General features: G+C 68.5%; 14 protein-coding genes and 1 pseudogene. 5 read left to right on the top strand and 10 right to left on the bottom strand.

Annotation, left to right across the window (positions count from 1 at the left end):
- Positions 1–69: 69 nt before the first annotated feature.
- A complete protein-coding gene (locus QAD21_RS03715) occupies positions 70–495 on the bottom strand; it encodes an HIT family protein (RefSeq protein WP_004020640.1) in 426 nt (141 codons plus the stop codon).
- Positions 496–695: 200 nt separating this feature from the next.
- Between QAD21_RS03715 and QAD21_RS03710 the strand changes: the two genes are divergently transcribed.
- Positions 696–1,691, top strand: coding sequence for a DNA adenine methylase (locus QAD21_RS03710; protein ID WP_247452050.1), 996 nt, complete (start codon positions 696–698; stop codon positions 1,689–1,691).
- Between the two features lie 17 nt (positions 1,692–1,708).
- Entirely contained in the window at positions 1,709–2,548 is an 840-nt protein-coding gene (locus tag QAD21_RS03705; protein WP_259936646.1) for a hypothetical protein, read from the top strand.
- On the opposite strand, the gene QAD21_RS03700 is transcribed toward QAD21_RS03705, so the two are convergent.
- The 4 genes from QAD21_RS03700 to QAD21_RS03685 all read right to left on the bottom strand — a co-directional run bounded on the left by QAD21_RS03700 (position 2,545) and on the right by QAD21_RS03685 (position 5,829).
- Positions 2,545–3,939, bottom strand: a complete 1,395-nt coding sequence (locus tag QAD21_RS03700) for a HAMP domain-containing sensor histidine kinase (RefSeq protein WP_247452049.1) — start codon at positions 3,937–3,939, stop codon at positions 2,545–2,547. The genes QAD21_RS03705 and QAD21_RS03700 overlap by 4 nt on opposite strands.
- Before the next feature lie 61 nt (positions 3,940–4,000).
- The gene (locus QAD21_RS03695; RefSeq protein ID WP_247451293.1) at positions 4,001–4,723 is read right to left on the bottom strand and encodes a response regulator transcription factor; all 723 of its coding nucleotides are present in this window, start codon (positions 4,721–4,723) and stop codon (positions 4,001–4,003) included.
- Positions 4,724–4,818: 95 nt separating this feature from the next.
- Positions 4,819–5,505 (bottom strand): DUF899 family protein, encoded by a 687-nt coding sequence (locus QAD21_RS03690; RefSeq protein WP_247451291.1) that lies wholly within the window; start codon positions 5,503–5,505, stop codon positions 4,819–4,821.
- Positions 5,506–5,619: 114 nt separating this feature from the next.
- Entirely contained in the window at positions 5,620–5,829 is a 210-nt protein-coding gene (locus QAD21_RS03685; RefSeq protein ID WP_058251239.1) for a hypothetical protein, read from the bottom strand.
- A 172-nt stretch (positions 5,830–6,001) separates the two neighbouring features.
- Here QAD21_RS03685 and QAD21_RS03680 point away from each other — a divergent pair, with 172 nt between their 5' ends.
- Positions 6,002–6,241 (top strand): hypothetical protein, encoded by a 240-nt coding sequence (locus tag QAD21_RS03680; RefSeq protein ID WP_247451289.1) that lies wholly within the window; start codon positions 6,002–6,004, stop codon positions 6,239–6,241.
- A gap of 28 nt (positions 6,242–6,269) precedes the next feature.
- On the opposite strand, the gene QAD21_RS03675 is transcribed toward QAD21_RS03680, so the two are convergent.
- The gene (locus tag QAD21_RS03675; RefSeq protein ID WP_058251241.1) at positions 6,270–6,632 is read right to left on the bottom strand and encodes an Rv2640c family ArsR-like transcriptional regulator; all 363 of its coding nucleotides are present in this window, start codon (positions 6,630–6,632) and stop codon (positions 6,270–6,272) included.
- A 101-nt stretch (positions 6,633–6,733) separates the two neighbouring features.
- Between QAD21_RS03675 and QAD21_RS03670 the strand changes: the two genes are divergently transcribed.
- Positions 6,734–7,219 carry an ArsI/CadI family heavy metal resistance metalloenzyme gene (locus QAD21_RS03670; protein ID WP_159370062.1) on the top strand — a complete coding sequence of 162 codons (486 nt, stop codon included), beginning with the start codon at positions 6,734–6,736 and terminating at the stop codon, positions 7,217–7,219.
- Positions 7,220–7,281: 62 nt separating this feature from the next.
- Here the strand turns inward: QAD21_RS03670 and QAD21_RS03665 are convergent, their stop codons facing one another.
- The 4 genes from QAD21_RS03665 to QAD21_RS03650 are packed head-to-tail and all read right to left on the bottom strand — an operon-like array spanning position 7,282 to position 10,380.
- The gene (locus tag QAD21_RS03665; protein WP_280360541.1) at positions 7,282–7,692 is read right to left on the bottom strand and encodes a low molecular weight phosphatase family protein; all 411 of its coding nucleotides are present in this window, start codon (positions 7,690–7,692) and stop codon (positions 7,282–7,284) included.
- Positions 7,685–8,773, bottom strand: a complete 1,089-nt coding sequence (arsB, locus tag QAD21_RS03660; protein ID WP_280360540.1) for an ACR3 family arsenite efflux transporter — start codon at positions 8,771–8,773, stop codon at positions 7,685–7,687. The genes QAD21_RS03665 and arsB overlap by 8 nt, the downstream gene beginning before the upstream one ends.
- Positions 8,770–9,132: a metalloregulator ArsR/SmtB family transcription factor gene (locus QAD21_RS03655; protein WP_280360539.1), complete on the bottom strand. Its 363-nt coding sequence runs from the start codon at positions 9,130–9,132 to the stop codon at positions 8,770–8,772. The genes arsB and QAD21_RS03655 overlap by 4 nt, the downstream gene beginning before the upstream one ends.
- 42 nt (positions 9,133–9,174) lie before the next feature.
- Positions 9,175–10,380, bottom strand: coding sequence for a winged helix DNA-binding domain-containing protein (locus QAD21_RS03650; protein ID WP_280360538.1), 1,206 nt, complete (start codon positions 10,378–10,380; stop codon positions 9,175–9,177).
- A 499-nt stretch (positions 10,381–10,879) separates the two neighbouring features.
- Between QAD21_RS03650 and QAD21_RS03645 the strand changes: the two are divergent.
- Positions 10,880–14,652: pseudogene (locus QAD21_RS03645) on the top strand (hypothetical protein).
- Positions 14,653–14,657 lie beyond the last annotated feature (5 nt).

Raw genomic sequence — 14,657 nt, 5'->3', positions numbered from 1 at the left:
TTCGGCATACCCAGCACCCTGACGAGGGGTGGGTTCGCCGAAAAGTGGTGGGTTTGCCGGACGGTCGGGTCAGTCGGCGACGTACTCGCCGTACCCGAGTGAACGCAGGCTCGCGCGGATCTTCTCGGCCGCGGCGTCGAGGTCCTCGGGACGTGCGTTCTTGTTCGCGTTCGCGAGGTCGAAGGTCTGCATCGAGAGCGCCGGGAACACGTGGACGTGCACGTGCGGGACTTCGAGGCCGGCGATGAGCAGACCCATCCGAGGTGCGTCGAAGGCGTCCTTCACCGCGCGTCCCACGTTCTGTGCGACCGCGCTGAGATGGGCGAACGCGGCGGTGTCCATCTGCTCCCAGTGGTCGACCTCGGCGCGGGGAACCACCAGGACGTGACCGGGCGTGACCGGTTCGATCGTGAGGAACGCGACCGCCTCGCCGTCCTTCCAGACGAATCGACCGGGGAGATCGCCATTGATGATCATGCTGAAGACCGATGCCATGGGCCGAGTCTAGGTGTTGCGGGCGTCGCCACGGTGACGCCGCCGGCGACGGCGAGTGTTGTCCCCGGATGTCAGGGGTCCATGACATTCTTTTCGGTGTGAGTGGGCCAGAATCATCCCGGGCAGGACGCACGTCCCGAGCCGTCGTCGGATCCAGCGACATCCTGGCCCGCGCCCAACGGTTCCCCCGCCTCCGGTACATGGGCTCCAAATACCGGCTGCTGCCCCACCTCGAACGCACCTTCGCGGAGATCGGCGGGTCCACCGCGGTCGACGCGTTCTCCGGTTCCGGGGTCGTGTCGTATCTCCTGAAGGCGCAGGGCTTCGAGGTCGTCAGCAACGACTTCCTCAACTTCCCGCACATCATCACCAGGGCGTCGGTGGCCAATTCGAGTGTCCGGCTCGAGCCGGACCTGATCGACGCCATCTGCGGTCCCCCCGCCGACGATCGCGATTACATCTCACGGACGTTCGACGGCCTGTACTTCACCACCGAGGACCGGGCCTTCCTGGACTCGGCGTGGTCGCACGTCGACGCCTTGCGCGGGTACCGGCGCGACCTTGCGATCGCCGCCCTCGTTCTCTCGGCCGCGCGCAAACAACCCCGTGGTGTGTTCACCTTCACCGACTCGACGCGTTACGCCGACGGTCGTCGCGACCTGACGATGTCGCTGCGCGACCACTTCCGCCTGCGGGCGGCCGCGGACTACAACGCGACCGTGTTCAGCAACGGACGCAACAGCCGGAGCGTGCAGGGCGACATCTTCGACCTCGAATTACCCTGGGCGGCACCAGACCTCGTGTACCTCGATCCTCCGTACGCCCCGCCGACCGACGACAACGACTACATCAAGCGCTACCACTTCCTCGAAGGCCTGTCGGCCTACTGGCGCGGGATGAGCATCATGGAGAACACCAAGACCAAGAAGCTGCCGAAACGCTTCACGCCGTTCGCCTACAAGCGGACGATCGAGGACGCGCTGCTGCGTACGTTCGAGCATTTCGAGGACGCCGGCGCCATCGTGCTGTCGTACTCGTCGAATGCGTTGCCGGGCAAAGATCGCATCGTCGACCTGCTCGGGAAGGTCAAGCCGTCGGTGGAGGTCATCGCGATCGACCACAAGTACAGCTTCGGCACCCACGCGGCCGCGACCCGCCGCGACGTGAGCGAGTACCTGTTCATCGGCCGGGACTGAGCGGACGACTCTCCACGATGAGCACCGCGGGCGACTTCGACGACTATCTGCAATCGTTGGGCCGGTTGACCTCTCACGTCGACCCGACCGCGTCGACGCCGGAGGCCGAGCGGATCACCCAGGCCACGGCGCGTCTCGGTGAACTGCTCGACACCGACATCGCGGGACTGGCGGCGTGGGTGCGCGACAACCCCACCGATGTCCCCGTACTGGGGCTCGCGGTCGGGCTGTCCCAGGAGAAGCTGAAGAACGCGCTGCGCGACCGGTTCGACACCAGCGGCTGGCACGCGCTGGCCCGGACACAACCGGTCGAGCTGGTGACCTGGCTCGACACCGAATTCGACCTGGTCCGCATGCTGCGCACCCAGCTGTCCCGCACGTTCACCTTCGCCGACATCCTCGTGGCCCGCGCCGGCACCCGCGCCACCGCCACTCGCGCGGGCGCGTCGGGCCGGCGTATCGAGGACGAGATCGAGGACATCGCCCGCGACATCGGCCTCGACTACGTCACCCGCTCGCGGTTCGCGGGACGCAACGGCCGGACCGCGCCCGCCGACCTCATCGTCGGCGACCCGTCGTCGGCCGACATCGTGGTGGCGGCCAAGGGTTTCGACTCGACCGGTTCCAAACTCACCGACGCGGTCCGTGAGATCGAGGAGATGGCCGAGGTGCGGTTGCCCACCCAGCTGGTACTCGCGGTGATCGACGGGATCGGCTGGAAGTCACGGCAATCCGACCTGCGCCGCATCCATCAGCTGTGGGCCAACCGGCAGATCGACGGCATGTACACCCTCGTCGGACTCGATCGGTTCCGGGACGACGTCACCGAGTTCGCGAAGTTGCGCCGGTTGATCTAATCGGCCTCCGCGAGCGGTAGGCGCACCCAGAACGTGGCTCCCACACCGGGGCTCGTGTCCACGCCGACGCGGCCGCCGTGCGCGGCGACCAGTGCCGCGACGATCGAGAGGCCGAGGCCGCTACCGCCGCCGGAGCCGCGATGTCGGGACGAGTCCCCGCGGTAGAAGCGTTCGAAGACGCGCTCGGCGTCCTCCGGCGAGAGCCCCGGCCCGGTGTCGGCGACGGTCAGCACCGCCTCCCCGGGGCTCGCGGCGTCGTCGACGCTCACCCCGACCGTGATCGAGGCGTCCGCCGGGGTGTGGTTCACGGCGTTGCCGATGAGGTTGCGCAGCACCTGGACCAGGCGGGGCCCGTCGCCGAGCACGACCGGCGGCCGATCGCCCGGGACGACGTCGAGCCGGATCTCGCGCTCGGGGGCGGCGACACGGGCGCTCTGCACGGCATCGGCGGCCAGGCCGAGGAGGTCGACGGGTGCCGAGTCCAGCGGCCGCTGCGCGTCGAGTCGCGCGAGCATCAGCAGATCCTCCACCAGCAGGTTCATCCGGCCGGCCTCGTCGTCGATGCGCCGCATCGCGTCGGTCACGTCGGGGACGCCGCCCTGTGAATAGAGTTCGGCGAATCCCTTGATGGACGTGAGCGGGGTCCGTAGTTCGTGGCTGGCGTCGGCGACGAAACGGCGCATCCGCTCCTCGGAGGCGCGGGCCTGCTGTTCGGACGCGGCCGTCGAGGCGAACGCATGCTGGATCTGGCCGAGCATCCGGTTCAGCGAGTCCGACAGACTGCCGACCTCGGTGTTCGGCGGCGCCGGCGGCACCCGCCGCGTCAGATTGCCCTCCGCGATCTCGTGCGCGGTCTCCTCGACCCGGCGGAGCGGGCGCAGACTCGTGCGCACCAGGACGTAGCTCAGCACCCCGATGAGCAGGACGACCAGCGCGCCGATCGCGAGCTGCAGCCAGACTAGCCTGCTGACCGTGTCGTCGATGTCGGACATCGGGGTGGCCACGATGGATCTGCCGAAGCTGTTGCTGTGCTTGATGACCCGCCACTGTGGCCCGTCCCCGTCGACCGACGGGACGGTGACGGGTCCGGCGTTGTCACCGGTCAGTCCACTCAGGTCGGGTGCGTCGTCGAACTGGTTGTAGACGTTGTCGGCCGACATCCCGCCGGGCCCGTAGACGACGGACTCGACGTAGTAGGGCGACGGCGGCCGGCGGGGCCCGGGTGGGCCGGGGCCGTCGCCGAGGAGACCACGGGGTTCGGCCCACGTGCGTACCGCGTTCTCCAGCCCCTCGTCGGCGCGGGAGATGAGGTCCTGCCGCATCGACGAGGTCACCGCGACACCGGAGGCGAGGAGTCCGATGGCGACGAGCAGCACCGTCAGCGCCACCATCGAGATCCGCAGGGGGACACCGCGCTTCCGCGTGCCGCGGCCGGTACCCGTCACCGTCGCATCAGTCACGGGGCTCACGCATCACGTAGCCGACGCCGCGGAGGGTGTGGATGAGTCGCTTGTCCCCGGTGTCGAGCTTGCGCCGAAGGTACGACACATAGGATTCGACGACGTTCACCTCGCCGCCGAAGTCGTAGTTCCAGACATGGTCGAGGATGCGCGGCTTCGACAACACCGTGCCCGCGTTCACCATGAAGTAGCGCAACAGCGTGAACTCCGTCGGCGAGAGGGCGACCAGTTCGCCCGCCTTGAACACCTCGTGGGTCTCGTCGTCGAGTTCGATGTCGGCGAAGGTGATCTTCGACGACGCGCGCTTCTGGTCGTCGAAACCGCTGCGGCGCAGCAACACCTGCAACCGGGCGACGACCTCTTCGAGACTGAAGGGTTTGGTGACGTAGTCGTCCCCGCGGATGGTGAGGCCGTTGATCTTGTCCTCCACCGTGTCGCGCGCCGACAGGAACAGGGCCGGCGCCTCGACCCCGTCGGCACGCAGCCGGCGCAGCAGCCCGAACCCGTCCATCCCCGGCATCATCACGTCGAGGACGAGGACGTCGGGTTTGGCGATGCGGCATCGGTCGAGGGCCGCCGGACCGTCGGCGGCGGTCTCGACCTCGTAACCCTGGAACTTCAGCGACACCGACAGCAGTTGACGGATGTTCTCCTCATCGTCGACCACGAGGACCTTCGCGCCGCGCGTGCTGTTCTGTTTCGCCACTTCACTCACACGACCAGAGTTCCAGCCGGCCCTGGAACCTCACTGTAGGCACGCTGGGAGATTCCTGTGAACGCTGACCAGCGGGTTCTGCGCGTGGGCGTGGGTCACGCGTCAGGGTCACCGTACGCGGCGGCCATCTCCTCCGAACCGCGCCAGCGCGAGTAGGTCGGGCTCTGCGGCCAGCCGTCCGGCGAATCCTGCCACTCCTCCTGGCGTCCGTAGGGCAGGACGTCGAGGAGTCCGAAGGTGAAGCCGAGTTGTTCGGTACCACGACCGGTCGAGTGCCAGGTGCGATACACGGTGTCACCGTCGCGGAGGAAGACGTTGAGGGCGAAGCCTTCGCCCGGGGCGGCGTCGACGTCGGCGGAGAAGGTCGTACCCCCCGACGAGTACCAGTCCATGCGGTTACCGACGCGCCGCTTGTAGGCCAGGATCTCGTCCATCGGCCCGTGCGTGATGATGACGAACCGCGCGTCGTAGTCGGCGAGGTAGTCGAGCCGAGAGAACTGGGTGGTGAACCCGGTACAACCCGGGCACTGGAACCGGGCGCCGTCGGTCCACATGTGGTTGTAGACGATCAGCTGTGAGCGTCCGTCGAAGATGTCGACCAGACGGATCGGCCCGGCGGGCCCAGTGAGGACGTAGTCGTCCATCTCGACCATCGGGAGTCGACGACGCTGCGCGGCGATGGCGTCGAGTTCGCGGGTCGCCGCCTTCTCGCGGCGCCGCAGGTCGGCCAGCGCCGCCGCCCAGGTGTCGCGGTCGGCGACGGGTGGGAATGCCGCGCTCATGACGATTCCTCTCGCATGACGGTGCCTTTCGCTCGGTGAATGTCGATGGTGAGTACAGTCCACCGGGTCAGACCCGGTCCGACCCTCGAATTCATCGAAACGCGGGGCGCGCGGTCAGGCGGAGAGTTCGTATCTGTCCTGGAGGCGTCGTACGTGCTCGCGGACTTCGTAGAGTTCCCGACGCGCCGTGCGGAGGGCCTTCTCGCCCCCGGTTCCGTTCTGCAGCCTGTCCACGAGGGAATCCGCGACACGTTCGAGCTCCTCCATCAGCACGCGTGCCTGCGCCTGTGCGACGGGATCGACGGGACGGCCGGAACGAACCATGGCTGACATCGTAGGTTCTCGGATCGTTCACCGCCGACCCTCCCCGTCTCGCCCTGCGGGCAGTCGACTCACTCCCCGATCGAGGTGGAGCGCCGATAGCGGCGAGATGAACGGTGCGTGAACCCATTCGTCAGGAGAGACCGCTTCGTCGTGTTCGAACTAAATTGTGTCCATGGATGCGAATGACGAACTTCGTCAGATCAGCGAAGTACAGGACCGGCTGATCGGCCTCTATTCACACCGACGACCAGAAGACGTCGCCGCCGCGGTCGAGCAGGCCTACGAGCACTTCAGCGGGACCGAAGTCCGCGACTTCGTGCCGCTGCTGGTGGAACGCCGCGCGAACAAGGCTCTCGGCGGCACCGACGTGATGGCCGACCCCGCCGCCGTCCCGCCGCATGTCGGTGAGTGACCCCTGACCAGTCGTAGGGCCCCCGCGTTCAGCAGCAGCCGGCGGTCGCGCTGAGAACGTTGCGCACGGCCTCCAGCGATTCTGGCCGGGCACGGTAGTAGACGTTCATGCCGCGACGCTCGGGCGCCACCATGCCGGCCTTTCGCAGCTGCCCCAGGTGATGGCTCGTCGTGGCCTCGGCGAGTCCGACGGCCGTCGCCAGATCGCACGTGCAGATCCCGTCCTCCTTGTCGGCGAGGAGGATCGACACGAGCTTGATGCGCACCGGGTCGGCAAGTGCCTTGAGTCGCAACGCGATCTCGAGAGCGGCCTCGTCGTCCAGCGGCGCCGACGACACCGGCGGACAGCAGATGGGAGCGCTGATGTCGACCACCGGCAAGGTCTTGGGCATGAGCCGACCATACCTTCGTCATTGACATATGTCGAAAAGGTGACATCCTGCAAGAACCAATGTTTTCGACATATGTCTCACAGGTGAAGGTGGTTCCCCTCATGTCCCGCATGCAACTCGCACTCAATGTCGATGACCTCGATACCGCGATCGAGTTCTACTCCAAGCTGTTCGACACCCCGCCGGCCAAGCGAAAGCCCGGATACGCGAACTTCGCGATCGTCGAACCGCCGCTGAAACTGGTGCTCCTGGAGAACCCGGGCCGGGGCGGCACGATCAACCATCTCGGAGTGGAGGTCGAATCGAGCGAGACGGTGCATGCCGAGATCGCCCGACTGTCCGGCGAAGGCATGTTCACACAGCAGGAGATCAACTCCACCTGTTGTTTCGCAACGCAAGACAAGGTGTGGGTCACCGGTCCGAGCGACGAAAAGTGGGAGATCTATACCGTGCTCGCGGATTCCGACACCTTCGGAACCAGCCCGAAGCTGTTGGCCGAGAGCGGTGTCGACGAATCCGCCGAGGGTTCGGTGTGCTGCGGCGGTAGCGCCACCGACCCCGCCGACGCTCGCACAGCCTGCTGCTGACCGAGCGTCGTCGTTCTTGTCGGTGGGTGGAACGCCACCGACCCACCACCGTTCTGAGACGCTCACTGCTCCAAGCGGTCGGCGAGGTCGCGGATGCGGGTGGTGATGTCGTCGCGGATCAACCGCATCCGTTCGAGGCCGTCGATGCCTCGATCGGAGGGTTCGTCGGTGTTCCACACCTCGACACTCACCCCGTCGGGCGGGGTGACCTCGGCGGTGCCGACCACCACGACCAGATCCGCGGCTCGCATCAGGTCATCCGTCAGCTGCCGCGGCTGATGTCCGACGGCGTCGGCGCCGACCTCGGCGAGCACCTGCGCGGACAAGTCATTGACCTGCCCGCCGATCTTCGCGTTGGTTCCGGCGGACGACGCCGCGATCCGGTCGGTGACCGTCACCGAGAGACGTTCGGCCATCACGGATTTGCCACGGTTGCTGACGCACACGAACAGCACATTGATGGGGTCAGACATGGCGCGCGGGCTCCCCAGTCGAGTCGGGTGTTGCAGAGAACCGCTTCCGCAGTGCCAGGGACACATAGACCAGGGCGACGAGGACCGGCACTTCGATGAGCGGTCCGATGACCCCGGCGAGCGCTTGGCCGGAGGTCGCACCGTAGGTGGCGATCGCGACGGCGATGGCGAGTTCGAAGTTGTTGCCGGCGGCGGTGAACGCGAGCGTGGTGGTGCGCGCATACCCCAGACCCATCGCGGCGCCGAGCACGAACCCACCGCCCCACATCACCGCGAAGTAGATCAGCAGCGGCAGAGCGATACGCGCGACGTCCCAGGGCTGCGACATGATCTGCTCACCCTGCAATGCGAACAGGATGACGATGGTGAACAACAAACCGTAGAGGGCCCACGGCCCGAGACGCGGCAGGAACGCGGACTCGTACCACTCGCGGCCCTTGGCGCGCTCTCCGATACGACGGGTGAGGTATCCGGCCACCAGCGGGATGCCGAGGAAGATCAGCACCGACTTCGCGATCTGCCACGGCGAGGCGTCGATGGTCGTCTGTTCGAGGCCGAGCCAGCCGGGCAACACGGAGAGGTAGAACCAACCCAGCACGGCGAACATGATCACCTGGAATACCGAGTTCAGCGCGACCAGGACGGCAGCGGCTTCGCGGTCGCCGCAGGCCAGGTCGTTCCAGATGATGACCATAGCGATGCAGCGGGCCAGCCCGACGATGATCAGTCCGGTCCGGTACTCCGGCAGGTCCGGGAGCAGGAGCCAGGCCAGCGCGAACATCAACGCCGGGCCGATGATCCAGTTCAAAGCCAGCGACCCGAGCAGCAGGCGACGGTCGGCGGCTACCGAGTCGAGTCGGTCGTAGCGCACCTTGGCCAGCACCGGATACATCATGATCAGCAACCCGAGTGCGATCGGCAACGAGATGCCGTCGAGCTCGACGGCCGCCAGCGCGTCGCCCACGCCGGGAACACTGCGGCCCAGCAGCAGACCCACCACCATCGCGGCGCCGATCCACACCGGCAGGAACCGGTCGAGGATCGACAGCCTGCCCGCGACGGCGGTTTCCGTGACGTTCATCGTCCGGCCTCACACGAACGTGCTTCCCCCAGAACCGTGGCGAGACAGCCGAGCAGCCCCGACAGTTCTTGTAGTGCAACAGTGTTCACGCGGTAGTACACCCAGGTCGCGCGTCGCTCGCTCGTCACCAGACCGGCTTCGCGAAGCACTCTCAGATGGTGCGAGATCGTCGGCTGCGAGAGGTCGAACGGTCCGGAGATGTCGCACACGCACGCCTCACCCCCCGGATGGGCGGCGATCTCGGACAACAACCGCAACCGGACCGGGTCCGCGAGTGCCTTCAACGCCGGAGCGACGGTCTCCGCCTCGTCGGTCGTCAGGCCGCGGGAGACCGTCGCCAGCAGGTTCTGGTTCGACATTCGTCAATATTGACAGATGTCGAACCAAGCGAAAGCGTCGACCTACAACCCTTTCGCATACGGCGCGGTGTAGCCGGTCTTCAGCGGTTCGTCCCCCAGCCACGCCGCGAGCTCCTCGGCCCGGGCATCGAGAGCCCGACGCGCTTCCCGTGACAACGGTTCGAGCGGGACGACGTCGATCGTCGAGTCGGCGCGGCGATACCAGCCACCGACGATGCGACCATCCCACCAGGCGGTCTGGCCACCGTTGCCCGCGGAGTCGAAGACCTGCGGCGCGTGGCCGCGGAGATAGAAGCCGCGCTCCTTGTAGCCCATGGTGGTCGGGTCGAGTTCCGGCAGGAGCACGGCCTGCGGTTCGACCGGCTCGTCCCCCGTGCCGTCGACCCCGGTGCCGTCGGGTAGATCGTCGGGCAGGACGTGGCCGACTCCGCCACCCTCCAGGTCGACCTGGACGGTCTCGAGTTCGGCCAGCGCCGCGCGGACCGCGGTCTTCGTCGACCCCAGCCACCACACCAGGTCCGTCTCGGTGCCGGGCCCGTAGGTCCGCAACCAGCGTCCGATCAGCGCGCAGTGCCCGTCGTGGACGCTCATCGGCGGCAGATCCTCGCCGAGCCAGAGCGGCATGGACGTCCACGCCGGCCGCGACAGATGCCAGCGCAGCCGGTTGGGTCCGCGGACGATCGCCCCCTCGGCGTCGAGCATGTTGAGCACGCGCGGCCCCATCGGGGCACGTCCCGCCCATGTGGTGCCCGCGCCGTGGCTGATGTAACCGTCGAGTGCGGGCAGACGTTCGCGGAGTTCGGTGGAGGTCAGCGACTCACCACCGGCGAGTTCGGCCAGGACCGCCTGCCGCGCGGTCTCGATCCAGCCCTCCGGGTCGTCGAAGTCGGGACTGCGCCGGAGGTCGCGCAACATGTTGGTGCGTTCCGACGCCGAGATCCGCGGCCCGAGGGCTCCGACGGACTCGGCCAGGATGTCCCGAGGGAAGACGAACAACGTGCGACGCATCGCGAGGTGCTTGACGAGCGACCGGTCGTCGTAGAGGGCGGCGTCGACCGACTCGCGCGAGAGCTCCGGACAGACCCGGGCCCATGCGGCCAGGTGGACGGTCGACGGTGTGGTGGCGTGCAGACCGACCATCGTGGCAGCGGCTTCTACGGAGTCGGCGGCTCGAGACGAGACATCGAGGTGTTGCCGGCGCATGAGGCGAGTGCGGCGTTGCGAGTCGGAGATCAACAGGCGGCTCATCGCACGGGCACCCGGGGTGGTCGCATGGACAGATCGTAGTGATCGACGCCGACAGCACGGGTGACCCGGCAGGCGAGGAGGGGACGCGGGTGCCGGAGACCGCCGACCCCCGTCGACCCGGTGTCCGGCACCCGCGCGGTCGTGTGGGCCGAACGACACACAGCCCCCGACGGGCAGTGTTTCGCGACACTTTCGGTGTGTCCTTCGACCGACGCAACCTGTACGCTTCCCGACCCCCGTCGAGTTGCGCCCCACCAGCAGACCCCACGAACGCGACCCACTCCACCCCCGTTCCGGAACCCGGCACATAAGCGCAGATCAAGCCGCTAACGGACTATCCGGACCGGACAGAACCGGTTCCGGATCCGCTTGCCACGTCCGGTGATCCGCGGTCCGCGGTGTGGCCGTCACCACATCGGATCGCCGATGGTGGCGCGGCGGGATCGGCTATCGCATGATGGTGCGGTCGATCTGTCGGGGCGAGCACAAGGACAGCTGAGTGGATTTCGGTCAGGCACTCACGCGTCTGTTCGTGCAAGCGGGACGTCCCACGCTGCGCGCCGCGGCGACGCGGGCCCGGGTCTCGGCGCAACGGATCAGTGACTGGCGCAACGGCCGTCATCTCCCCCGCGACTTCGCGACGGTCGAACCGCTGCTCGTCTGGCTGACCGCCCGCGCCGTCGCCGCCGGGGCCGACGACGTCCTGACCATCCCGCAGTGGCGGGAGATGTGGGACCGCCGGACGCCCGACGAGACCCCCACCGCCGAGCCGCCCGCACCGCAGCATGCCCGGCCGTTCCCCGGCCTCGCCACCCTGACCGCGGCCGACAGTCAGATGTACTTCGGCCGGGACGACGTCGTCGGCACCCTTGTGGATGCGATCCTGTCGGCCCGCTCCGGACCGCCACCGCTGTCCCCCGCGTCGCGGCTGGTGGTGGTCACCGGGGTCTCGGGATCGGGCAAGTCGTCGCTGCTCCGTGCCGGCCTCGCCCGGGACGCGCGATTGTCGTCGCCCCGACTCGGCGAGATCACCCCCAGCGGACTCGCCATCGCCGACCCGGACGAGCCGGGCGCCACCGATGCGCCGGCCTCGACGACCGGGGACGCGGTCATCGTCATCGACCAGTTCGAGAACGTCTTCTCGCTCGAGGACCCGCTGCGGACCGAGACGCTGCGCGAGGTCGAAGAACTGGCGTCCGACGTCGTGGTCGTGGTCGGCGTGCGAGCCGACTTCTTCAGTCAGTGCGTCGAGCATCCGTTCCTCGCCGACGCGTGGCAGCACCGCTGCGTGATCGTCTCGGAGATGACCCGCACGCAGTTGCGCGAGGTGATCACCGCGCCCGTCCGACTCGCCGGCGGCCGCATCGAGACCGGACTCGCCGACGTGATGATCACCGAGCTGTACGAGGCGTCGACCGGCGGTGACCGCGCCGGCCGCCTGCCGTTGCTGGCGCACGTTCTCCAGGCGACCTGGGCACGCCGGACCGGTAACCGCATGACCCTGTCCGGGTACCGGGCCACCGGCGGTATCGCCCGCGCGGTCGCCGACACCGCCGAGACGGCCTGGGCGGCGATCGATCCGCGTCATCGGGATCTCGCACGCGCGGTCCTCCTCGCCCTGGTGCACGTCGGGCCGGCCGGCATCGCGCTGCGCGTGCCGCTCTCCACGGCGACCATCGCGAACCGGTTCCCGCCCGAGGTCGCGACCGTCATCGACGAATTCGCCCAGGCCAGGTTGCTCACAGTGTCCACCGACTCAGTGATGCTCGTGCACGACGTGGTGCTCACCGCCTGGCCACGTCTGGCCGAGTGGATCGCCGACGACACCGACAACCACCTCTGGCGTCAGCAGGTCGACGCCGACACCGCGGCGTGGCTGGCCAACGGGCGCGGCCGGTCGTTCCTCTACACCGGGTCGCGCCTCGAGGACGCCAAGCGCCGGCGACGAACCCTGCGCAGCGATTACCTGCATCTGCTGAGCAACGAGAACGACGCCTTCCTCGACGCGGCGGTCGCCATGCAGCAGCGGCGCCGCATCACGCGCGTCGGCGCGGTGTCGGTGATCGTCGTGCTGGCCATCGCGGCGTCCATCACCGCCGCCATCGGCTTCCGACAGGCCCACGACCTGCGCGAACAGCGCAACGCCGCCGAACGCTCGGCGCTGTTGTCGCACATCGACAGCATCCAGTACTCCAACCCGTCGCTGGCCGCGCGACTGTTGCTCGTCGCCCACGAGGTCTATCCCGACGACCCGACCGTCCAGAGCCGTCTGCGCGGCGCCGCGACGACGCCCCTGGTGGCCCCGCTGACCGGCCACACCGGCCCGGTCTACGACCTGTCGTTCAACCGGACGGGCACGCAGCTCGCGTCGGCGAGCGGCGACCGGACCGTGCGCGTCTGGGCCCGGTCCGGCTCGTCGGACTATCGGGAGGTCGCGGTCCTGCGCGGCTTCGGCAACTACGTCACCAGCACCGACTTCCACCCGACACGGCAACTGCTGGCGAGCAGCAGCGGGGACGGTTCCGTCCGGATGTGGGACCTGACCGACGCACTGAACCCGCGGCTGGCGACGACGGTGTCCCCGGGCCACGGCACCGTCTACATGGTGCGGTTCGCCGCCGACGGGCGGACCCTGGCCGCATCGTCCGACGACGGCACGATCACGATGTACGCCGTCTCACCGACCGGAGCGATCCGGGAGACGGCCGTCCTGCGCGGCCACACCGCCGCGGCGCGCACCCTCTCCTTCAGCCCCGACGGACGCGTCCTGGCCAGCGGCGGCGACGACCGGACCGTCCGGCTGTGGACGACCGGCGAATCGCCGCAGCCGCTGGGCGGGCCGCTGACCGGCTTCCCCAGCATCACCCATGCCGTCGCGTTCAGCCCGGACAGCCGCTCGCTGGCAGTCACCGGCGACAGTCCGAACACCCAGCTGTGGGACGTGGCCGACCCACTCGCACCCCGCCCGCTGAGCACGTCGCTGCCCAACAGCACGGCCGGGTCGTGGTCGATCGCCTTCGACGGTTCGGGTGCGCAGTTGGCCTCCGCCCGCGCCGACGGCCTGGTCCGGGTGTGGAACACCGCGAACCCGGCCTCGCCGATCCTGCAGTGGGCGCTGCAGACGACCTCCGAACAGGGCTCGGTGCGGACCTTCGCGGCCCGGTTCGACCCCAGCGGCCGCCAACTCGTCTCCGGCCGCTCCGACGGGACGATAGACGTCTGGAGCCTGCCCGGCCGAACCGAACCCGACCGCGGCGGGACCATCACCGGCGTGGACACCGACGACGCCCAACGAGTCCTGGCGACGGTCGCGCCGACACCACCCTGAACCTGTGGACGATGTCCGACGGCCTCACCCTGCGATCGCGCACGCCCATCCAGCGTCGGGTCAACGACCATCCGCGGGTCAGCCTCAACGGCCCCGGCACCCTCGCCGCGACCGCGAACAACAACGGCGGGCTCGTCGAGTTGTGGGACATCACCGACACCGCGGCCCCGCGACGCGCCGCGGCCCTCGACGTCGCCACCCGCTATTCGTTCCCGGTCGCCTTCGCGCCGTCGGGCCATCTGCTCGCGACCGGAGACACCGACACCACCGTGGCCCTGTGGGACACCTCGGTGCCCGGCTCCCCGCGACGCGTGGGCGCACCGCTGCGCGGACCCACCGACCTCATCCGCAATGTCGCCTTCAGCTCCGACGGCGCGCGGCTCGCGGTCACCTCCGACGACAAACGCGTCTACCTGTACGACCTGACGTCGCCGGGCGCGGACCCGGTCGACGTCATCACCGCCGAGGCGCCGGCCGCCCAGGCCGTATTCGACGGCGATGTGCTGGTGGTCGCCTCCCGCGACCTCTCCACGTGGCGGCTCCCGCCGGCCGGCACGGACGCCGAACCCGAACTGATCGACCGGGAGGAGGACATGTTCGCCTCGACGGTGTCCGTCGCGCCGAACCGCCTCACGGTGGGTACAGCGACGCACGAGCTGATCAGCTTCGCCCTCGACGACGACGGCCGGCTCACCGACCCGCAACCGGTCGGGACGCTGCTCGCGACCACGGACACGACCACCACCTGGCAACTACCCGCCCAACTCCCCACCGACGAGGACATCATCTCCGGCGGCGACACCACCGGGAACGTCTACCTGCACACGCTCGATCTCGACGAAGCCCGCGACTGGATCTGCGCCAGCACCGCACCCGTCACCGACGCCCAGCGCGACGCCTATCTCCCGCACATCGACGTTCGTGCGGACTGCCGTCGGGACTGAGGCCG

It is taken from the genome of Gordonia sp. SMJS1 (assembly GCF_029866425.1).
In the GTDB taxonomy this organism is placed as follows: domain Bacteria; phylum Actinomycetota; class Actinomycetes; order Mycobacteriales; family Mycobacteriaceae; genus Gordonia; species Gordonia hongkongensis.
The sequence above is the reverse complement of the archived record's forward strand: the minus strand, read 5'-3'. Positions and strand labels throughout refer to the sequence as shown.